Genomic DNA, 20451 nt, shown 5'->3' with positions numbered 1-20451 from the left:
TATGTCAGAGGCGCAGGTATGCGGTGCGAAATGCCGGGTTGCGTAGGGGCCAGGTTGCGTAGGGAATGAAACGGATCAGCAGCCCAACCGCAATGCGGTGGGCAGATCATTTTCAGGCCATCGGAATGACACGTAGGACGGGATGCGGATGCATCACTGTCACCAGTGTGGGAGAAAATGGTCGGGCTAGCAGGACTCGAACCTGCGACCTTCCGTCCCCCAGACGGACGCGCTACCAGGCTGCGCTATAGCCCGACGGTTTGGCTTTCATACTGTATTCTGAGGCAGGGGCAAGAGGCATTTGTCATTTCTTACAGATTTTTTCATCGCTTTTTGGAGCGCGTTAAAACCGTGACTAAACGGGATGCGGGCGCGACCAAAGCTATAGGCCCGACGCAGAGGTCAGGCCACATGACGGACACTGTTTAGATGGAATTAAACAGCTGCTTTCAAACTGTTGGCGTGATCCAGCAGACGGCTGCGTATCTCGTGCAGCGCTACGGTATCGTGGGCGTCCACTGATGCCGAGGGGTGCAGGATGTCTGACAGCAGGCCGGGTTTGGGGTCAAGATCACCAAGGACAGCGTTCGGGGACCCTGCGGCGCTGATCGTCGGGTGATCGACAGTGTCCGCATCGCCAAAGGGCAGCGGCACTTCAATCTCTTCCGGGTCTTCAACCACAGGGGCGTTTGGATCAGCCAGATAGATATCGTCCAGTTCAGGTGCGATGGAATCGGCAACCTCAAACAGCAGTGCCTGTTCCGGCTCTCGCTCGAAGGGTGGTTTTTTCTTCGCGGCTCCGGCCTCTGCTTCGGTGGTTGGGTCAACTTCCGCTGCAGGAGTGGGGAAGGGAACGAGGTTGTCCTCAACCGATTGATTTTCTGCAACATCAGTCATGGGCGCGTCGGTCTCAGCCGACACCGCGTCATCCTCACCAGACAGGGGTTGCGACATGGCGGTGACATGTTTCACGCCATTCTCACGCAGCAGCTTCTGCACGCCTTTGATGGTCATCCCATCATCGTGTAGCAGCTTCTTGATACCCCCCAGCAACAGCATATCCTGACGCCGGTAATACCGGCGCCCGCCGGCGCGTTTTACGGGTTTCACTTGGGTGAATTTACTTTCCCAGAACCTCAGAACGTGGGCCGGACGGTCCAGCCACTCGGCGACTTCGCTGATGGTTCTAAAAGCGTCAGGCGATTTCGCCATGGCCGCTTATCCTTTCTTGGCGTTCCCTGCTGCTACCCGTTCTTTCATCAGATGAGATGGGCGGAAAGTCAGCACGCGGCGCGGGTTGATTGGAACCTCTTCGCCGGTTTTGGGGTTGCGACCAACGCGGGCGGCCTTGTCACGAACAGAAAACGTCCCGAAGGAAGAGATCTTAACCTGTTGACCATCTACCAATGCGTCGGACATGTGGTTCAGCACGCTTTCCACCAGCTGAGCCGAGTCATTGCGCGACAGGCCCACCTCGCGAAAGATCGCTTCGCTCAGGTCCATGCGGGTCAGGGTCTTCTCACTCATTTCGGGGCCTCCCTCGTTTGGGGCAGCATGCGGGAAGGGGTGAACTCTGTCAATATCATTGGCTTTATTTTCAAGGCGCTGGGGCAGGGGGTGCACGCATTTGGTGTTCTGCGAAGGCGGTTACCAGCGCAAAACCACCGATCCCCAGGCCAATCCACCGCCGATCGCCTCTGTCACCAGAAGGTCACCCTTTTTGATCCGACCATCCGCAGCGCCAACCGAAAGGGCCAGCGGAATAGAGGCCGCAGAGGTGTTGCCGTGATTGTTCAGGGTGACGATGACATTGTCCATCGACAGGCCCATCTTCTTGGCGGTGCCCTGAATGATGCGGATGTTGGCCTGATGTGGTACGATCCAGTCGACGTCGCTTTCCTGCAGGCCAGCCTGTTCAATTGCCGTACGCGCGGTGGAGGTCAGACGCTCTACCGCCTGACGGAACAGCGCGTTGCCCTGCATGCGCAGCTTGCCTGAGGTTCCAGTGGTCGAAACCCCGCCGTCAACAAACAGCATATCCTTGTAACGACCGTCAGAGTTGAGGTCAGCGGAAAGGATACCGCGATCTTCGCCTGTTCCGGTGCCTTCTTCAGCCTCCAGCACCAGTGCGCCAGCGCCGTCGCCGAATAACACGCATGTCGAGCGGTCTTCCCAGTCCATGATCCGGCTGAAGGTTTCCGCGCCAATGACCATCGCGCGTTTGGCCTGTCCAGACATCACCAGCGCATTGGCGGTGGTCAGCGCATAGACAAACCCGGCACAAACCGCCTGCACGTCAAAGCCAAAGCCGCGCGTCATGCCCAATTTCTGCTGTACCATTGTGGCGACAGAGGGGAAGGTCAGGTCAGGCGTAGAGGTGGCCAGTACGATCGCGTCGATGTCATCTGCCTGCAGGCCTGCGTTTTTCAGCGCGGCTTCAGCGGCTTTTACCGCCAGATCCGAGGTGAACTCATCCTCAGACGCAAAGTGGCGCTGTTCGATGCCCGAACGGCTGCGAATCCATTCGTCTGTGGTGTCCAGAGTGGCCTCAAATTCGCTATTGGGAACAATGCGTTCTGGCAAATAGTGCCCAACGCCTTTTACAACCGCCCTGATTGTCATTCTGTCTCACCGCTCTGGTTGCTTTCTTCCAGAGCATTTTGAACCTGCTCGGTGGCAGATGCAACCCGCGCTGCGAGTTTCTGAGAGAAGCCCGATTGCGATAGCTGGAACGCCAGCTTCACCGCAGCGGCAACCCCCATCGCATCAGCAGAGCCATGGGATTTCACCACGGTGCCGTTGAGGCCAAGGAAAACGCCACCGTTCACACGGCGCGGGTCGATCTTTTTCTTCAGACGCTGCAGCGATGTATAGGCCAGCACAGATGCCAGCCGTGACAGCGGCGAATAGCGGAAGGCCGCTTTCAGCTGGTTGCCGATCAGGCTGGCAGTGCCCTCACCTGTTTTCAGTGCGATGTTGCCGGTGAACCCGTCGGTGACGATCACGTCACAGACGTTACCGGGAATATCGCCCCCTTCGACGAAGCCGACGAATTCGTAGCCCGCCAGCGGTGCCTGCGTGGCAATGAGATCATGCGCCAGCTTCAGTTCGGCGCGACCTTTGTGTTCTTCGGTGCCGACGTTCAAAAGGCCGATACGCGGCTTTTTCAGGTCCAGACCGTTGCGCGCATAAGAGGCGCCCATCATTGCATATTGCAGCAGATCGCGTTCGTCGGCGCGGATATCGGCGCCCACATCCAGCATCACGTTGAACCCCTGGGGGTTTGACGAGGGCCACAGGATGGCAATGGCGGGACGGTTGACGCCGGGCAGTTTGCGCAGGCGGATCATCGACAGCGCCATCAGTGCACCGGTGTTGCCGCAGGAAACGCAGACGTCGGCCTCTTTGGATCGCACCGAATCGAGTGCAGACCACATAGAGGTTTGCTTGCCATGCCGCATCACTTGCGATGGCTTGTCTTCCATCGACACCACATCCGTGGCATCGCGCACCTCAACCCGGCCTGCCAGCGCTTTTTTGCGGGCGAGCAAACGGTCCAGCTCGGCCTTTGGGCCGTGCAGAATAAAGCGGATGTCAGGGTTTTTCTTGGCTGACAACGAAATACCGGCGACAACTGTCGCCGGTCCTCGGTCGCCACCCATGGCGTCTACCGAAATAACGGTGGAGTCCGCAGCCGCTGCTGTGGAATTTTCCTGCGAAGCGGTCATAGCGGACACACGTCCCCGTTATTTGGTCTTATGCTGCGTCTTCGTCCAGATCGATGTCGTCGGCCATTGCGACAACTTCACGATCGGCGTAGTGGCCGCAGGAGGCACATACGTGGTGGGGGCGCTTCAGCTCACCGCAGTTCGAGCACTCGTTCGGGTTAGCAGCGACCAGTGCGTCGTGTGCGCGGCGGTTGTTGCGGCGCGACTTGGATACTTTGTTCTGTTGGACAGCCATGTCACAACCTCAATTTCATGGGGCGCAGAAGGCCCGGTTTCGGGTAGGTTGGTGGCACATAGGCTTATCTGGCCGACATGTCCAACCCTAAATTCGATGAGCGCCGGAAAATACTGCGAATTCTGGCCAGCGCAAGGGGTATTCGCGCCGAAAGCCAGATTCCGGCGCCTTTTGTATCGCGTCTCAGTTCTTGCCGCTTAGCTGATCGCGCAAGGCGGCCAGACCCGCGAAGGGTTTGGTGGCCTCATCGGTCATCGCGTCTTTGCCCGGCTCGGTGAAGTTTGCCTCGCCCATTGCAGCGCCATCCGCACGCGGGTAGAGCGGCAGGGCCAGCGACAGCGCTTCGATCATCACTGCGGTGGGGTCAATGTGGCTGCCCAGCGGTTCGAGGCTGTCATCTTCGTGCATTTCAACGCCATCGTCACCGCCGGCGTTGTCGTCATATTCTGGCATGTCGGCAACAAAGCGCCGTTCGCTTTTTTCTTCGAGACGGGTGGTGACTGGATCCAGTGTCACAACACAAGCTTGGGTCACAGTGGCCCCCAGCTGTGCCTCCAGCACCCAGTCACGTTTGCCGCTGGCGCGCACTTCGCCCTTGAAACGCAGCTTGCGCAGCCCTTGCAGACCCAGTTCTGCGGCAATGGCCTGCAGGGCAGGCTGGTCGGGGATCAGTTCAAACCGTGTTGGTTTACTGGTGGATAGGTCGGCCACGCGCAGCGGCTGAGTGGGCAGATTGCTCATCTTTGTGATGGTTCCTTTGCTTGAACCGAAGTCATTCCTTCTGTAAGCGAGATAAAAGGCGAAAGAAGCCAGTGCAAGAGGGTGGACATGTCGAACAAAGTAATCGGTTCGAGAAACGGTTCTGTAAACGGGCGGGCAAAGACGTTTGGCCGTGTCATGGTCGTCGTGGCAGCGTTGAGCGTCGCCGGATGTTCCGCCAGTTATCGCAATCATGGCTTTGTTCCGCCTGCGGATGAGCTGGCCGGTATCCTCGTTGGTGTGGATACCCGTGATAGCGTGTCGGAAAATGTTGGCCCGCCGACCACCGGCGGCGTGATCAATAACAGCGCCTATTACTACGTCCAAAGCCGCGTCAGACATTTCGCCTACCGCGAACCAGAAGTGGTCGGCCGCGAAGTTGTGGCAATCAGCTTTGACGGTCAGGGCGTGGTCAGCAACATTGAACGCTTCGGTCTGGAAGATGGTCAGGTCGTGCCGCTGTCGCGCCGTTCGACGGATGGCGGCATCGTTGATCAGGGCTTCATCCGCCAGCTCTTGGGCAACATCGGCCAAGTCAGCGCAGGCGACATTCTGTAATCAGGTCTGTGCAATCGCCTCGATTTGGGGCGCTTTCGTCCTGCGGTCACCTTAGTGTCACCGCAGTGACATGTCTTGTGTGTTAGCCTCAACGCACCTACTTTGAAGATGTTGAATGGTTGGGGGCGGGTATGCTGTCACTGAGGAAAGGGCGCTATGTGACGCGTCTGGCGAAGACGGAGGCGGATGTTGAGGCCGCACAGGCGCTGCGCCATCTGAGTTTTCACGGCATATCTGGTCTGGACTGCGACCGTTATGACGCTGCCTGCCAGCATGTGTTGGTCGAAGAGGCGCGCACCGGCCAGTTGGTCTGCTGTTTCCGTTTGCTGCCGCTGGCCAACGGGGCGGCGATTTCAGACAGCTATTCTGCACAGTATTATGAACTGTCCGCGCTGCAGGGGTTCAGTGGACCGATGGTGGAAATGGGCCGGTTCTGCATCCATCCCGATGTGAAAGATCCTGACGTGCTGCGTGTGGCATGGGGGGCGATGACTGCCTTTGTCGATGACAATGGGGTGGAGATGCTTTTTGGCTGTGCGTCTTTCTCGGGCACGGATGAGGGCGCGTATCTGGACGCTTTTGCAATGCTGCGTGATCGCCATCTGGCGCCAAAGCGCTGGCTGCCGCGGGTGAAGGCGCCGCAGGTGTTCCGCTTTGCCGAGAGGCTGCGCCGCAAACCGGATACAAAACTGGCGATGCGTCACATGCCGCCCCTGTTGCGGACCTATCTGATGATGGGCGGCTGGGTCAGTGACCATGCCGTGGTAGATCGGCAAATGAACACATTGCATGTGTTCACTGGTGTCGAGATTGCGGCCATCCCCCCCGCCCGCAAGAAATTGCTGCGCGCGGTGGCGGGCTAGGGCGGGCAGATCAGGCCCCTGGCTGTCCCGGAGCAAAAAGCCTTTAGGCCGCGCTTCCCCTCGGTGGTCATAAGAGGAGATGACCAAATTAACCCCCGGATATTTTCTGGACGGTGAAAATGGTGATGACAGTGGTTGGGCTGGCAACCGTGGCCTGCGGATTTAGGTGGGATTTATCGCCTCGGCATATGCGGTTTTCAGATCACTGAGGAACCGCACATAGGGGGCGGGGCCGTAGCTGGCGCGGGCAGCGCCTGTTTTGGCGGCCTCTGCAACTGTTTTCAACGCGCCGCGCATCATCACATTGACCGGCAGTCTGGCGGTTTGGGTGATTTGCGTGATCAAACCTTCATCCGTCAAGCCAGGCACAAAAAAGCCATCCGCGCCCGCCGCAGCATAGGCCGTTTCGCGTTCTAATGCCTCTGCCAGCAGATCGGGATGGTTATCGGGTTTTGCGTTGAGGAACAGATCTGTGCGCGCATTGATAAACAATGGCACACCTTCTTCTGTTGCGACATCTCTGATCGCTTGGATGCGGGCAACTTGCGCGTCGATTGTGTGCAGGCCTTTGCCGTTAACAATCCTGTCCTCGAAATTGATCCCTACCGCGCCTGTGCGGATTACTTTGCGGATGTTTTCGGCAACCGCTGCGGTGGCGGTGGCATATCCGCCTTCAAAATCCACGGTGACGGGCAGATCGACGGTGGCGCAAATACGCTCCACCACCTGCAGGGCCAAATCCAACGGGATCATCTCGCCATCGGGGTAGCCATGGGCAGCAGCAATTGACCAACTGCCGGTTGCGATTGCGCTGGCGCCGGCCTCTGCAACGGCCAGCGCCCCACCAGCGTCCCAGATGTTGTAAAGCACAACTGGCGCGCCCTTCTGGTGCAGCTGTTTGAAGCGGGTGGCCTTTTCAATTTGGGACATCTGACATTCCTTTCGCGGTTTCGGGGTATGGCTGAGGGCCACTGTGAAAAACGGATGTGCATTAAGCAAGTGTGTTGGACGCTTGAGCTGACCGCTGTGATCCTCTGTTTGTGTGGCTTGACCTGTCACCGCTGCTGCCGTAGCAGCAGCTTATGGCACGTATTCCTCTTTTGCAGCTTAACGACATCGCGCTGACCTTCGGTGGCGATCCTGTGTTTCATGATCTGTCCCTGATGGTGCAGCCGGGCGACCGTGTGGCGCTGGTTGGGCGCAACGGGTCGGGAAAATCCACCCTGATGAAGGTGATGGCCGGATTGGTGGAGGCCGATACAGGTCTGCGCGTGGTGCCGCCGGGGATCTCTGTCGGGTATATGGAGCAGGAACCGGACATGGCGGGCTTTGCCACGCTGGGCGATTTTGCGGCCTCCGGCCTTGATGCGTCCGAAATGTACCGTGTTGAGATGGCCGGTGAGGGGCTGAAGTTCGACCCCGCACGTCCCGTGGAAACGGCATCGGGCGGGGAACGTCGTCGCGCCGCATTGGCCAAACTGATGGCCGAAGCGCCGGAGCTGATGTTGCTGGACGAGCCGACCAACCACCTAGACATTGAAGCCATCGCGTGGCTGGAACAGGAACTGGCCAACACCCGCGCGGGGTATGTGTTGATCAGCCACGACCGTGCGTTTTTGCGCGCACTGACCCGCGCGACGCTGTGGATTGATCGCGGTCAGGTGCGTCGCCAAGAAAAAGGTTTTGAAGCCTTTGAAGCCTGGCGGGACAAGACCTGGGAAGAAGAAGACATCGCGCGTCACAAGATGGACCGTAAAATCAAGGCAGAGGCGCGTTGGGCGGTCGAGGGTATCTCTGCGCGTCGTAAACGCAATCAAGGCCGCCTGCGGGCGCTGCACGCGCTGAAAGATGAACGCGCCTCCCAGATCAAACGTCAGGGCGCGGCGGCGCTTGAACTGACCTCCGGGCCGAAATCCGGCCGTAAGGTGATCGAAGCCACGGGGATCGCCAAATCCTACGGCGATAAATCCATCCTCAAAGGGTTTGATATCAAGATTCAGCGCGGTGATCGTGTTGCCTTCGTTGGCCCGAACGGCGTGGGCAAAACCACGCTGCTGAAAATGCTGATGGGGCAGGAGCAGCCTGACGAGGGCACAGTGGTGCAGGGCACTAATCTGGTCCCCGCCATCTTTGACCAAAGCCGTGCGCAACTGGATCCTGACATGAGCCTCTGGGATAGCCTGACCGGCGATCCAGACATGCGCGTGTCCGGCAAGGCGGATCAGGTCATGGTACGGGGTCAGCCGAAACATGTGGTCGGCTATTTGAAGGAATTCCTGTTTGATGAACGTCAGGCGCGGGCCCCTGTACGTTCGCTTTCGGGCGGGGAAAAGGCGCGGTTGCTGCTTGCGAAACTGATGGCGCGGGAAAGCAACCTGCTTGTTCTTGATGAACCGACCAACGATCTGGATATTGAAACGCTGGATCTGCTGCAGGAGTTGCTGGATGATTTCGACGGCACGGTGATGCTGGTCAGTCACGACCGTGACTTCCTGGATCGTGTGGCAACCACCACCATCGCGATGGAGGGCAACGGTCGCGCCACAGTCTATGCGGGCGGCTGGACTGATTATCAGACCCAGAAGGGGACGGTGGTCGCCAAAGCAGAGAAAGCCACTGCGAAGCCGAAGAAAGACGCAAAGTCCCCAAAAGAGACGGAAAAACCATCCGGCCTCTCCTTCACCGAAAAGCATCGTCTGGACGAGCTTCCAGCCGTGATTGAACGGCTGGAAGCCGAGATTGCCAAGCTGGAAGAGTTCCTGATGGATCCTGACCTCTTTACCAAAGAGCCGGTCAAGTTCCAGAAAGCCACAGACGCATTGGTCGAACGCCAAGCGGCACTGGCCGCCGCCGAAGAAGAGTGGATGGAACTGGAAGAGAAAGCTGCCGGTTAAACGGTTGTCCGCATCGTGCGGGGAAAATGGCAGAGCGCACCAAAAGAGGTCTCTACCCTGTTCTTTTGGACAGTATAACTGACCTGATCCGGGTCGTTTCTTATTACAGTGAAATGGGATCGCAGTGGCCTCACAGCCGTCCTGCTCCCCTGTAATGAGAGACCCCAATGAGACTTACAATACGCCTGCGTATGATTATTATCTTTGCCATGTTGCTGTGCTTCATGGTGACGGGGGGCGGCATCGCCCTTTATGAGCTTTATGGCGTGAAACAACGCAGTGAGCAGATCCAGTCAGTCGAGTTTGAAAGCGTGCTGCAACTGGAGCGTTTGAACAGCCTGCAGATGGAACTGATCAGCCAGCGGCGGGCCAAAGCACTTTTGTCGCGCGAGGATCGCGGTGAAAAGGCGCGGTTGAGCGGGCTGATTGATCAGACGATGATGTCGCGTGATCTGGCATGGCAAGAGCTGGACTTTGTGTTGGAACAGTCTGCCGCCCTGGCTGGCAGTCATTCAGAGGTCGCACAGGTTGCGGATTTGGTTGTCGCTTACCGTAAATTGCAGGACCAGCTGGACAGTGGTCTGGTTTCGGGTGCCGGTTCGACGTTGTTGCGGATGTCGAACCATCTGCATGAAGCAGAGGCATTGCTGGAACAGGAAATGCGTGCCTCTATTGCTGCCGCTGATCAGATCTTCGAGGTGACATTCTGGCGGCTGACGGCGCTGACAATCTTGGCGCTGGTGATCGGGATTGGAGCGGCGGTCTGGATCACGCGGCTGTTGGTGCGTGGTTTCGCGCAGGCTTCCGCGCTTAGTCTTGCTGTGGCGGAAGGACGGCTGGACGCGGCCAGCTATCAGCGTGCGACGCATGAGATCGGGGATCTGTTGGGCAACCTGGATCGCATGTCGTCGCAGTTGCACGGCGTGGTGAACCGGGTGTCTGACGGCGCGGTCGAGGTGTCAGATGGCGCCGGCAGCATGGCGCAGGTCTCGCGACAGATGCGCACCAACGCCAGTCAGCAGGTTCGTGCGACAGAGGATCTGTCAGGCGCGATCGAAGAGGTGGGGCAGACTGTGGCCCGCACTGCCAGTCATTCCTCTGAAACCAATGAACGCGCGCAGGATGCCCTGCAGCAGTTGCAGACCAGTGAGGCGGCAGTGACGCAGGCGCTGGATCGGATGGCAGAGATGGTTGATCAGATCCAGATCGTGCAGGAGCTGGCCAAACAATCCGACCTTCTGGCGCTGAACGCTGCTGTTGAGGCAGCGCGTGCGGGCGACATGGGCGCGGGCTTTGGCGTGGTGGCGCAAGAGGTGCGTAAACTGGCCGAACGCAGCGGTCAGGCCGCGGCGGAAATCCACGCCCTGTCGGATGCCACCGTGTCAGCTGCCGCAGATGCGAAGGATCATCTGGCAGATCTGTCGCCCAGCATTCACAAAACCGCCGCTTTGGTTGGTGAAATTGCGACTGCCAATAATGAGGTTGCAGGCCGCATGGATCAACTGCGTGATGCGGTGGTCAGTCTGGATGAACTGGCGCAGCAGACCGATGCGTCGTCCGGCGACATCTCTGCTACGGCGCAGCAACTGGCGACGCAGGCCCAAACCCTGCGCGAGGTTGTGGCCTTCTTCGATCTGCTGGAAGCAGGCGTGCCTGAAACAGATGTGCCTGAAACAGACGTGACTGTGGCAGAGGTGGAGACACTGCCGGTTCATCAGGAAAAAGCGACCACAGAACCGACACAACAGCGCCGCGCGGCGTGAGGCTGACGGCGCGGTGATAGACACGAAAAACGGCGAGGGAAACCTCGCCGTTTTATTTTATTTGCAAAGGCTTATCGTGCGCAGTTACATCATCCGCAAGGCGCCGTCGATACGGATGGTTTCGCCGTTCAGGTAGCCGCATTCGACGATGAACTTTGCCAGTTGCCCATATTCACGCGGGTCGCCCAGACGTTTGGGGTTGGTCACATCCTTGGCCAAGGTATCCAGCGCGTCTTGCGGCAGTTCGGCGAGCATTGGGGTCATGAAAACACCGGGTGCAATCGCCATCACCCGAATGCCCGCTCGCGCCAGATCCCGTGCCATCGGCAGGGTCAGCCCGACAACGCCGCCCTTGGAACTGGCATAGGCCGCCTGACCGCGTTGCCCATCAAAGGCGGCGATAGAAGCAGTGTTGATGATCACCCCACGGTTGCCGTCGGGGGCAGGGGCGTTGTCCTTCATCGCGTCTGCCGCCAGACGGGCCACGTTGAAGGTTCCCGCCAGATTGACGTCGATCACCTTGCGGTAGCTGTCGAGGCTATGAATACCGCCGTCCTTTTTCAATACGGTTTCCGCGATCACGATACCGGCGCAATTGACGGCTGCATTGACGCAGCCCATCGTTTCCCGCGCGGTGGTGAAAGCGTTTTGGACGGAGGCCTCGTCGGTCACGTCGGTTTCCACAAAGGTGCCGCCCAGTTCTGCTGCGACCTCAGGCCCGCGGGTGGTGTCGCGGTCCAGCAGCGTGACCTTGGCGCCAGCATCGGCGAATACGCGGGCCGTGGCCTCTCCCAGACCAGAGGCGCCACCGGTGATCACTGCGCAGGTGTCTTTCATCTCCATCCCTCGTGTCTTCCTTTCCACTGTGATGTTCTGATTACGATGAATTGAACGTTTGTTCAGTAAATGGGTAACGAGTTCTGTCGCGCCTGTCAAAGGAAGGCTGTCAAAAGAGGGCTGCCAAAGTCAGGCTGCCCCGTGAAGATTTAGGATGGGGATTAGCGGGTCTGCGATCCCAGAACCCAGCGGGCAAATGCACCCATCGCCAGAACGGTGGCAAAGATCCGGTACACATGATGCAGGGTGACCAGCGCTGGGTTGGCGTTGAGGCTGAGGGCAACCAGCGCCATTTCCGTCACCCCGCCGGGTGCATAGGAGAGTAGCAGAATGTCAAAGCGCAGCCCCGTCCCAGCGCTGACCAGTAGAGCCAGCGTCAGGCCAAGGCCCAGCATCCACGCGACAGATAGTCCTGACAACCATAGCGCACGCAGCATTGCACGGCCGCGCAATCCCTGAAACCGCAACCCCAGAGAGGCACCAATCACCACCTGCGCCATGTGGATCATCCAATCAGGCAGCGCCAGCTGCGCCAACCCGCTGACAGAAATCAGCGCTGCAGCCAGAAGCGGCCCGGTCAACTGTCCCGCAGGCAGATGTAGAAACCGCCCCATCATAGTGCCGGTGAGGCCGACAATGACAGCCAGAACGATTGTCGCCCACGCAATATCCGGTGGCGCAGCACCGGCGCCTGCGGCACTGCCCACCGGCGTGCCGTACCATAGCGACAGGCCTAGCGGCAGCAGGGTGATCACCAGAATGATGCGCAAAAATTGCTGCATGGTCAGCAGTTGCAGATCGGCGCCACGCTCTTCGCCCATGGCAAGCGATTCCAGCAATCCTCCCGGCGCACCGGAAAACAAAGCCGTGGTGCGGTCATACCCGCCGATGTGGCGAAACATCAGATAATTGCCCCCCTGCGCCATCAGGGTAAAGACCGTCAGCGCCACCATCGACAGCGTGAGCCCCGGTAATTGCCCCAGCAGCGCGGGCGTCACCTGCGCGCCGATCATCACCCCGACAAGAGCCATAAAAATTAACCGGAACCGATGCGGAAACTCATATCCTGCAGGCAGGTGATGGGCCTGAAACAGCGCAATCGTCCCAGACGTCAGGAGCGCACCCAACATGTAGGGTAGGGGGAGTAGCGTGAAACTGGCCAGATATCCACCAAGCCCTGCCACCGCGCACAGTCCCAAAGTGGTGATCAGGCTGCGGCTGTTCATCTGGAGGCCTCCGTTACGCATACCCATGTCATGTCACAGCGCAGCGTATGCGACAAGCCGCAGGTCTACGGTGTGATAGAGATAGGGCAGGAAGGGGAGATTGGAGCGGGTAGCGGGAATCGAACCCGCACCTTAAGCTTGGGAAGCTCGCATGATACCATTTCACCATACCCGCGCTCCTGCCCTTGAGGTATCCAAGCGTTTGGGGAAGGTCAAGGTGTTCACGATGCCTTTTCTACGCCTGTCTCCATTTGTTTGAAATCCCGTATATTCAGTGGATCGTAATCGCTGAGAACGTCGCGTCGCTCAAAGGCCGATGGGTGGATCGACGCCTCCGGCGGGATATAGCGGTATTGGCCTAGCGGCAGGTAATACCCGAAGAGGCCGTGCTGATCTGGCCAGCGGCTGCGTTTGACAAGACGGGGCAGAAATTCCAGAAGGAGCCACGGTTTCGGCGGCGTCAGTTGATCATGCAAGTCGGCCGTGCTGCTGGGGGGAGAGATGTTCAAGCCCATACGCTCTGTCACCTTGTCTTTTTTGCCCAGCACATAGCGGTTGTAGAAAGGATCACGGAACTCCAACCGATCGACGCCAAGGTCGTCTAGTTCCTGCCGCATCCACTGCATGGTGACCTTGCTCAGGCCTGCCTCCGCCTCTGGCACGCTACCAGCCACATCGGTGTGGGTGCCGGGGAACCACACCTGCTTGACGTCCTGTGACGGTGGGTCATTCTTTGTTTTGAAGCGGTTGCCGTAGTATGTCTGACCATCTGTCCAGAACTGGTGGCGGAAAAAGCGGCGGCGTTCGTCGATGGACAGCGCATGGCGCACGGCACGTACAGATGGGTTCTCATCGACGCTGGAATGAGTGCCAAATTCCAGAAATGTTCCCCATTTCAGTCGCAGTCGGATCATCGAGCTGACCGTGTCCCAAAGCCCCAGAAACCGGATCGACGGGTGGCGCATGTGAAAAAACTGCTGTGAAATCCGTAAGGGCGCATATTGTTCGCGCGGCCCGTTTTGGCGCAGTTTTCGCCAGGATTTAAAAACCGGTCCAATCAGGTGCAATTCATGCGGTGCCACAAGGCCGAAGTCGTTGATAAATCCCGCCAGCACGCGTGCGGTATAGGCGCCGCGTGAATAGCCGAAGAAGTAGAGTTGATCCCCCTCACGGTGGTTTTCACACAGGAAGCGGTAGGCGTGCAGCACGTTGTCATGCAATCCCAGTCCCGCGATCAGCCCCAGCGCCAGCCGCACTTTGGCAAAGCTGTTGCGGGCAAAGGGACGGGTGGACAGGGTGCCAACGCCCGGTTCGTAATAGATTAGCTGTCGGTCGTTGTGTTGCAGACATTTGTATAGTCGCAGCACGTTGCTTTCGTTCTTTTCAATCTCGTTTCCGGTTCCGTCGAAACAGACAATCAATTTGCGTGACATGGGGGCACTCTCCGCCATCAGTGAATAGAGTCATAAAATAAGGGGAGTATGACGCAAAAAGGGCGCTGCCTCAATAAAAGCAACGCCCTGTTCATCCCGGTGCTGTTCCGTCGCCGGATTACGCTTTGCGGCGACGTCTGCGGCGGCCACCATCGGCGCTTTCACCACCGCCGGTGTTGAAGTTCACGTCCGGCAGGGTAACCACTTGGCTCAATTCGGGGAAGGGATCGGTGGCATGCGGGATCGCGTTGGCGGCGACGAAATGCTCTTGGAATTTTGGCTCCACTGCGGTTTCCACCTTGGTGATTTCGCGTACTACGCGCTCAATCTCTGCCCGCGCGCCGAGGTTGCAGAGCGCGATCCGCGCGCCTGTGCCTGCGGCGTTGCCGGCCGATTGCACCTTGTCCAGCGGCACGTCGGGGATCATGCCCAGCACCATCGCGTGTTTGGGGCTGATATGGGCGCCAAAGGCACCAGCCAGCACCACGCGGTCCACCTTGTCCACACCCCGTTGATCCATCAGCAGACGTGCACCGGCGTATAGCGCGGATTTCGCCAACTGGATGGCGCGAATGTCGCCTTGGGTCACGGTGATCACCGGCCCGCCATCGGCGCTGCCGTCCCAGATCACGTAGGAATGGGTGCGCCCGTTCTGAATGCAGCGTGGCGTGCCTGTTGCCTCTGCCGACCCAATGAGGCCGGTGGGGTCTAGCAGCCCAGCGATGCGCATTTCGGCCACCGCTTCGATAATGCCGGACCCGCAGATGCCGTTGATGCCAGTTGCGGCGGCGGCGGTTTCAAATCCGGCTTCATCGGACCACATATTCACGCCGATGATGCGGAAACGGGGTTCCTTGGTCACGGGATCAATCTCAATCCGTTCAATCGCGCCCGGAGCGGCCCGTTGACCAGAAGAGATCTGCGCCCCCTCAAAGGCAGGACCAGTGGGAGAGGAACAGGCCAGAACGCCATCGCGGTCGCCCAAAAGGATTTCCGCGTTGGTGCCCACGTCGACCATCAGCGCCAGATCGCTGGAGCTTTGGGGGGATTCCGCCAGCGCAACGGCAGCAGCATCTGCGCCCACGTGACCGGCGATACAAGGCAGCGCATAGACCCGTGCCCGCGGCGCCATGGCCAGCAGGTCCAGATCACAGGCCTGTAGCGACAGCGAGTCTGAGGTGGCCAGCGCAAACGGAGCCTGACCCAGTTCCACCGGATCAATGCCCATTAACAGGTGGTGCATGACGGGGTTACAGACGATCACTGCCTCATAGAGGCGCTCTGGCGGGATCTCTGTCTCTTTGATCAGGTCAAAGATCAGGCCATTCAGCGCCTCGCGCACGGCCTTGGTCATTTCCTGATCGCCGCCGGGGTTCATCATCGCATAGCTGACGCGGCTCATCAGATCCTCACCAAAGCGGATCTGCGGGTTCATCGCGCCGGACGAGGCCAACACACTGCCGTCACTCAGGTCGCACAAATGTGCTGCAATTGTAGTGGAACCCAAGTCAATGGCCAGACCATAAAGCCCCTGTTCCGCGACGCCCGGCCAGATGTCCAGAATACGCGACGGGCCACCGGCGTGGCAGATGTGCATTGCCAGACTGACCTGCCACTTGCCCTTGCGCAGGGTGGGTTGCAGGCGGGTTAGTATGTTTAAATCGGCGTCGACCCGTTCGATCTGCCATTGTTCGCGCAGAGCATCCTTCAGGCGCTCAAAATCGCCGGTGGGGGCGTGCATGTCGGGCTCTTCGACCTCAACCACCACCAGTTTGGTGGCGGGATCCATTTCGATCACGCGACTGTCGGCTGCTTTTCGGACCACCTGTTTGTGCACTTGGCTTTCGGGCGGGACGTCGATGATGACATCGCCCTCAACCTTGGCCTGACAACCCAGACGGCGCCCGTGGATCAGCCCGCGTTTGTGGCGATAGCGTTCCTCAACCGCGTTCCATTCCGATAGCGCTTCTTCAGACACGGTCAGCCCGTGTTTGGGGAAGTCGCCGAAAGATGGCGTCACCTGACATTTGGAGCAGATACCGCGCCCGCCGCAGACACTGTCCAGATCGACGCCCAGCTGGCGGGCGGCATCAAGGATCGAGGTGCCTTTGGCAAAATGCCCGCGCTGGCCCGAAGGTGTGAAGATGACAAGAGGATCGGTGTTTGGCTCGGTAGTCATGGCTCGTCACATGTTGTTCGCGTGAGTTTAGCATAGGTCAGCGCAGGCTGCCCGACAGTGCAAAGGCGGCATAAACAACTCCAACCGCGTCATGAAGTTGAATTTTATAGTTATATTTGCGCAATTGAGTGTCGCATCTTTCGTCCTAGGGACGAGGTGTTAGCGATATCCCCGCGCGTGAAAGATGAAGCCAAGGAGGTTCAGCAAAACCTGCGCTGCCAGTACCTGAGTGCCGCCCGACGGGTCATAATCCGGCGCCACCTCTACCAGATCTATACCAATAATCTCATGCTGCTGGGCCACTTGTTGCAGCAGCTCCAGCACCTCATAATATAGGAAGCCACCGTGGCTGGGCGTGCCGGTGCCGGCCGCGATCGAGGGGCAGAAACCGTCGATATCAATCGTCACATAGACCCGCGCGCCTTTGGGAATACGCTGTGCGGTTGCCGCTGGTCCCAGTTTGCGCATTTGGCGCACCGACAGGATGTCCGATCCCATGGCGCGGGCATCGTCATAGCCTTCTTTCGCAGTTGATGACACATTGCGAATGCCCACCTGAGTCAGGCCGGTGACATAGGGTTTTTCGGCAGCGCGGCGCATCGGATTGCCGTGACCGAACCGCACCCCATGGCGTTCATCGACAAAATCCAGATGGGCGTCGATCTGCAGGATGTGAAAATCGCCCTGACCGTCAAAGGCGTTAATACAGGGAATGTTGACCGAATGATCGCCGCCAATCACCACCGGCAGTGCCTTGGCTGCCAGTGCGGCGCGCACGGCTGTTTCGATGTTGGCGTGGCTTTTCATCGTGTCAGTATGCACGATGTCTGCGTCCCCCATATCGACCATCCGCACCGATCCCGGCAGGTAGGTCGCCTCGTCCTCATGATCATAGGCTCCGGCGTGGCCAAAGCTGAACAGGGTTGATGCCTCGCGCACCGCGCGGGGGCCGAAACGGGCGCCGGAACGCCATTGCGTGCCCGCATCAAAAGGCGCGCCAATGACGGCAACATCTGCCTCCAGTTGGGTCCAGTCAGGTTGATACGGACGTTTGCCAAAGGTGGCGATCCCAACAAAGGGCAGATCCAAACGTCCGCTGTTATATCCGTGATCTGCCATAGTTCTCTCCCTCTGTTGCTTGAGGCAGAGTGGTCAAAAAGGCCGCGTCGGGCAAGGCTTGGCTGTGATGGTGGTGTGAAAAACAGTCAGTGGCGATCAGGACGGACACCGATTTCATCAAGGACCTTCTCAATCGCATGGGGCAGGTGGCCCGCGGCGAGGGGGTTTGCGGACGCGGGCATTTGGCTAGCCGCCACTTTGAGTGCGTCAAAGCGTTTGCGTAACGCTTTTTTCTCGTCACCCTGACAGTCGTTCCACGGGCGTCCCTGAAGGCCCATCACAAGGGCATAATACCCGATGAAATGCGGCTTTGATCCGCTGGCGATCAGGCGTTTATAGGCCTCATCCGCGCCCAGATCGCGTAAGGTGTCGGCATCCATGATGCCTGCGCGGGCAAAGCTGGCGTCACTTTTGGGGCCAAGGTTGCGGATGGTGCTGACGGGATCGGGCATGTGCCTTTGTAGCCCAAGCCGTATCAGACGTCACGTGCCGGAGTGACCTAGATCATCGCAAAATCGGTAAAGACGAAAGGTTGCTGTGCCTCGCGTTTGGACTGTTGTGGTTCCTGTGGCGTTGCGATCGCACGTTGGTGCGGGGACTTCTGCGGTTTCTGAGCATCTTGAGGCATATTGCATCCTTCCCTTGCTGCTGTGCGCCAGTCTGACCCGGGGTGGCGCTATCCCGTTGGTGTCAGCCTAACCAAAAACTGTGGCGACATTCAGGCGCGCAGAGGCCTAGGTCTGATACGCAAAGGGTGTGGGGGCGCGCGAAAGGTTAGGCAAGGCAAGCAAAAAGGCCAGGGCAGAACCCCGGCCTCCTTTTTGACGCTCTATCAGCGGCTTAGCCCTCAATAAGGCACTCGCCGTACTGCTCGCGCAGCTTGTTTTTCAGCACCTTGCCGGTGCCGCCGATCGGCAGGGCGTCGGTGAAGATCACCTTGTCTGGGATCTGCCACTTGGCGATTTTGCCGTCGTAGTAGGCCAGCAGTTCCTCTTCGCTCACCGATTGACCTTCGGCCAAAAGCGCGATGATCACGGGGCGTTCGTCCCATTTCTCATGACGCGCGGCGATGGCTGCGGCGTTGGCGACGGCGGGGTGGCCGACGGCGATGTTTTCCAGCTCTACGGTAGAAATCCACTCACCACCGGACTTGATGATGTCCTTGGACCGGTCGCGGATGATCATGTAGCCATCAGGATCCACGGTTGCGACGTCGCCGGTGTCGAACCAGCCGTCGATGGTCAGCGCGCTTTCCTCTACCATGAAATAGTTTTCGACGATCCAATGACCGCGGATCTGCAACTCACCCTGCGTGACGCCATCGTGGGGCAGAATGTGACCTTCGTCGTCGACCAGACGCAGCTCCACGCCGAAGGGCGGGCGGCCCTGACCTTCGCGGATCTTGTTTTGTTCGGCGACGCTGAGTCCCTCGTGTTTCTGCAGCAGGTTGTTGACGGTCCCCAGCGGGCTGGTTTCGGTCATGCCCCAAGCGTGGATCACGGTGCAGTCGTATTTGTCGCGGAAGGTTTCGATCATTGATGGCGGGCAAGCAGATCCACCAATAACGGTGCGCGACAGCGACGGTGCGCTCGATCCTTTTTCTGCCAGAGCGGCCAAAAGGCCCATCCAGATGGTCGGAACACCCAAAGCAATCGACACACGTTCGTCGTCGATCAGGTTGGCAAGGCTGGCACCATCCATGTTCGGGCCGGGCAGGACCAGTTTACAGCCGTTTGCTGCCGCGATGTAGGGGGTGCCCCATGCGTTGACGTGGAACATCGGTACAACCGGCATGACGGTGTCACGGCCAGAAATGCCCATGCCGTCAGCCTGGTTTGCGCTGAGCGAGTGCAGAACGGTCGAACGGTGCGTATAGAGAACGCCCTTGGGGTTGCCGGTCGTGCCAGAGGTGTAGCACAACGACGACGGCGTGGTTTCGTCGATGTCGGGCCAGACATAGTCTGCATCGCCCGAGGCAACCAGTTCGTCGTAGAATTTCAGGTTGGGGATCTGAGCGGCAGCTTCTTCGTTGCGCGGGCCCATCAGAACCACATGCTTTACGGTGTTCAGGTGCTCACCCAGCTTTGCTGCGATCGGCAGGAAAGTGGCATCGACAAACAGCACCTGATCTTTGGCGTGGTTGATGATGTAGATCAGCTGTTCGGGGAACAAACGGGGATTGATCGTATGGCAGATCATACCTGCGCCAGCGACACCGAAGTAGATTTCAAGGTGGCGGCGATTGTTCCAGGCGATGGTGGCGCAACGTGCGCCTTTGTCGAGGCCGAGGCTCTCCAGTGCAGACGCCAGTTGGCGTGCGTTCTGTTCAACCTGACCCCAGGTCGTGCGCTCAATGCCACCGGTGGTTTCTACGGAAACAACCTCAGTTTTTGCGTGATAACGTGCGGCGTGTGCCAGCTGCGAGCTGACGGTCAGCTGCTGGTGCATCATCGAACCAAACATGAAATCCTCCTCAAGATTATACGTGTGCGTATTGCATGCCCGCTGTGATAAGAAGTTGCGGTGCAGTGTCCATTGGTTTTGATCAAAACGCCGCGTCATTTCGGGGTAGGGCGGATCGCATAAAAAGCTGCGGTCGATGTTGGGTCAAGGCGCTTGACCATCCTGCGCCATAGGCCTAAGCAGTGGATCACTGGGGGCCTGTAGCTCAACGGTTAGAGCAGAGCGCTCATAACGCTTTGGTTGCAGGTTCGAATCCTGCCGGGCCTACCACCCCTATCACTTTGTTACATCAAAGCGCAGCCTTGCGACCTAAAGTGTCCCACGGCAAATTGGGCGCGGGACACGTCATCAATCGACCCCCTTAGACCCCCTTCACAGATTAATGCCTATGATG

General features: G+C 58.7%; 19 protein-coding genes and 3 tRNA genes. 5 read left to right on the top strand and 17 right to left on the bottom strand.

Features of this window, described 5'->3' with window-relative positions; all coding sequences use genetic code 11:
- Nucleotides 1-178: 178 nt before the first annotated feature.
- The 7 genes from MHM86_RS04100 to MHM86_RS04070 all read right to left on the bottom strand — a co-directional run bounded on the left by MHM86_RS04100 (nucleotide 179) and on the right by MHM86_RS04070 (nucleotide 4704).
- Nucleotides 179-255 (bottom strand) — tRNA-Pro (locus tag MHM86_RS04100).
- Nucleotides 256-435: 180 nt separating this feature from the next.
- On the bottom strand, nucleotides 436-1212 hold the full coding sequence (locus MHM86_RS04095) for a MerR family transcriptional regulator (protein WP_239196129.1): 777 nt from the start codon (nucleotides 1210-1212) through the stop codon (nucleotides 436-438).
- Between the two features lie 6 nt (nucleotides 1213-1218).
- Nucleotides 1219-1527, bottom strand: a complete 309-nt coding sequence (gene ihfA / locus MHM86_RS04090) for an integration host factor subunit alpha (RefSeq protein WP_058317766.1) — start codon at nucleotides 1525-1527, stop codon at nucleotides 1219-1221.
- A gap of 120 nt (nucleotides 1528-1647) precedes the next feature.
- A complete protein-coding gene (locus tag MHM86_RS04085) occupies nucleotides 1648-2622 on the bottom strand; it encodes a beta-ketoacyl-ACP synthase III (protein WP_239196127.1) in 975 nt (324 codons plus the stop codon).
- Nucleotides 2619-3728, bottom strand: a complete 1110-nt coding sequence (gene plsX / locus MHM86_RS04080) for a phosphate acyltransferase PlsX (protein ID WP_239196125.1) — start codon at nucleotides 3726-3728, stop codon at nucleotides 2619-2621. Before plsX ends, MHM86_RS04085 begins: the two co-directional genes overlap by 4 nt.
- A gap of 28 nt (nucleotides 3729-3756) precedes the next feature.
- Nucleotides 3757-3963 (bottom strand): 50S ribosomal protein L32, encoded by a 207-nt coding sequence (gene rpmF / locus MHM86_RS04075; RefSeq protein ID WP_239196123.1) that lies wholly within the window; start codon nucleotides 3961-3963, stop codon nucleotides 3757-3759.
- A gap of 183 nt (nucleotides 3964-4146) precedes the next feature.
- Nucleotides 4147-4704: a DUF177 domain-containing protein gene (locus MHM86_RS04070; RefSeq protein ID WP_239196121.1), complete on the bottom strand. Its 558-nt coding sequence runs from the start codon at nucleotides 4702-4704 to the stop codon at nucleotides 4147-4149.
- Nucleotides 4705-4791: 87 nt separating this feature from the next.
- Between MHM86_RS04070 and MHM86_RS04065 the strand changes: the two genes are divergently transcribed.
- Together MHM86_RS04065 and MHM86_RS04060 are read left to right on the top strand one after the other, a co-directional pair.
- Entirely contained in the window at nucleotides 4792-5280 is a 489-nt protein-coding gene (locus MHM86_RS04065) for an outer membrane protein assembly factor BamE (RefSeq protein WP_370644022.1), read from the top strand.
- Nucleotides 5281-5411: 131 nt separating this feature from the next.
- Nucleotides 5412-6143 (top strand): GNAT family N-acetyltransferase, encoded by a 732-nt coding sequence (locus MHM86_RS04060; protein WP_239196119.1) that lies wholly within the window; start codon nucleotides 5412-5414, stop codon nucleotides 6141-6143.
- Nucleotides 6144-6305: 162 nt separating this feature from the next.
- Here MHM86_RS04060 and MHM86_RS04055 read toward each other — a convergent pair whose 3' ends face one another.
- Nucleotides 6306-7073 carry an isocitrate lyase/phosphoenolpyruvate mutase family protein gene (locus MHM86_RS04055; RefSeq protein ID WP_239196117.1) on the bottom strand — a complete coding sequence of 256 codons (768 nt, stop codon included), beginning with the start codon at nucleotides 7071-7073 and terminating at the stop codon, nucleotides 6306-6308.
- A 152-nt stretch (nucleotides 7074-7225) separates the two neighbouring features.
- Between MHM86_RS04055 and MHM86_RS04050 the strand changes: the two genes are divergently transcribed.
- Together MHM86_RS04050 and MHM86_RS04045 are read left to right on the top strand one after the other, a co-directional pair.
- On the top strand, nucleotides 7226-9037 hold the full coding sequence (locus tag MHM86_RS04050; protein ID WP_239196115.1) for an ABC-F family ATP-binding cassette domain-containing protein: 1812 nt from the start codon (nucleotides 7226-7228) through the stop codon (nucleotides 9035-9037).
- 167 nt (nucleotides 9038-9204) lie between these two features.
- The gene (locus tag MHM86_RS04045) at nucleotides 9205-10800 is read left to right on the top strand and encodes a methyl-accepting chemotaxis protein (RefSeq protein ID WP_239196113.1); all 1596 of its coding nucleotides are present in this window, start codon (nucleotides 9205-9207) and stop codon (nucleotides 10798-10800) included.
- Nucleotides 10801-10884: 84 nt separating this feature from the next.
- Here the strand turns inward: MHM86_RS04045 and MHM86_RS04040 are convergent, their stop codons facing one another.
- From MHM86_RS04040 to MHM86_RS04005, 9 genes are all read right to left on the bottom strand, one after another.
- A complete protein-coding gene (locus MHM86_RS04040) occupies nucleotides 10885-11643 on the bottom strand; it encodes an SDR family NAD(P)-dependent oxidoreductase (RefSeq protein WP_239196111.1) in 759 nt (252 codons plus the stop codon).
- Between the two features lie 155 nt (nucleotides 11644-11798).
- Nucleotides 11799-12863, bottom strand: a complete 1065-nt coding sequence (locus MHM86_RS04035) for an AbrB family transcriptional regulator (RefSeq protein WP_239196109.1) — start codon at nucleotides 12861-12863, stop codon at nucleotides 11799-11801.
- A 101-nt stretch (nucleotides 12864-12964) separates the two neighbouring features.
- Nucleotides 12965-13038: transfer RNA gene (locus MHM86_RS04030), tRNA-Gly, on the bottom strand.
- 46 nt (nucleotides 13039-13084) lie between these two features.
- Nucleotides 13085-14296 carry a DUF2235 domain-containing protein gene (locus MHM86_RS04025; RefSeq protein ID WP_239196107.1) on the bottom strand — a complete coding sequence of 404 codons (1212 nt, stop codon included), beginning with the start codon at nucleotides 14294-14296 and terminating at the stop codon, nucleotides 13085-13087.
- A 118-nt stretch (nucleotides 14297-14414) separates the two neighbouring features.
- Nucleotides 14415-16475 carry an ASKHA domain-containing protein gene (locus tag MHM86_RS04020; protein WP_239196105.1) on the bottom strand — a complete coding sequence of 687 codons (2061 nt, stop codon included), beginning with the start codon at nucleotides 16473-16475 and terminating at the stop codon, nucleotides 14415-14417.
- A gap of 159 nt (nucleotides 16476-16634) precedes the next feature.
- On the bottom strand, nucleotides 16635-17594 hold the full coding sequence (gene speB / locus MHM86_RS04015; RefSeq protein ID WP_239196103.1) for an agmatinase: 960 nt from the start codon (nucleotides 17592-17594) through the stop codon (nucleotides 16635-16637).
- Between the two features lie 86 nt (nucleotides 17595-17680).
- Nucleotides 17681-18046, bottom strand: coding sequence for a TfoX/Sxy family protein (locus MHM86_RS04010; RefSeq protein ID WP_239196101.1), 366 nt, complete (start codon nucleotides 18044-18046; stop codon nucleotides 17681-17683).
- 47 nt (nucleotides 18047-18093) lie between these two features.
- Nucleotides 18094-18222 (bottom strand): hypothetical protein, encoded by a 129-nt coding sequence (locus tag MHM86_RS17025; protein ID WP_255723007.1) that lies wholly within the window; start codon nucleotides 18220-18222, stop codon nucleotides 18094-18096.
- Nucleotides 18223-18434: 212 nt separating this feature from the next.
- A complete protein-coding gene (locus tag MHM86_RS04005) occupies nucleotides 18435-20057 on the bottom strand; it encodes a long-chain fatty acid--CoA ligase (protein WP_239196071.1) in 1623 nt (540 codons plus the stop codon).
- Between the two features lie 194 nt (nucleotides 20058-20251).
- On the opposite strand from MHM86_RS04005, the gene MHM86_RS04000 reads away from it, so the two are divergent.
- Nucleotides 20252-20327: transfer RNA gene (locus MHM86_RS04000), tRNA-Ile, on the top strand.
- Nucleotides 20328-20451: the final 124 nt, after the last annotated feature.

Origin of the sequence: Thalassobius sp. Cn5-15, assembly GCF_022347685.1 — a bacterium.
GTDB lineage: Bacteria > Pseudomonadota > Alphaproteobacteria > Rhodobacterales > Rhodobacteraceae > Thalassobius.
Note: the sequence above shows the minus strand (reverse complement) of the source record. Positions and strands in the feature narration are given on the sequence as shown.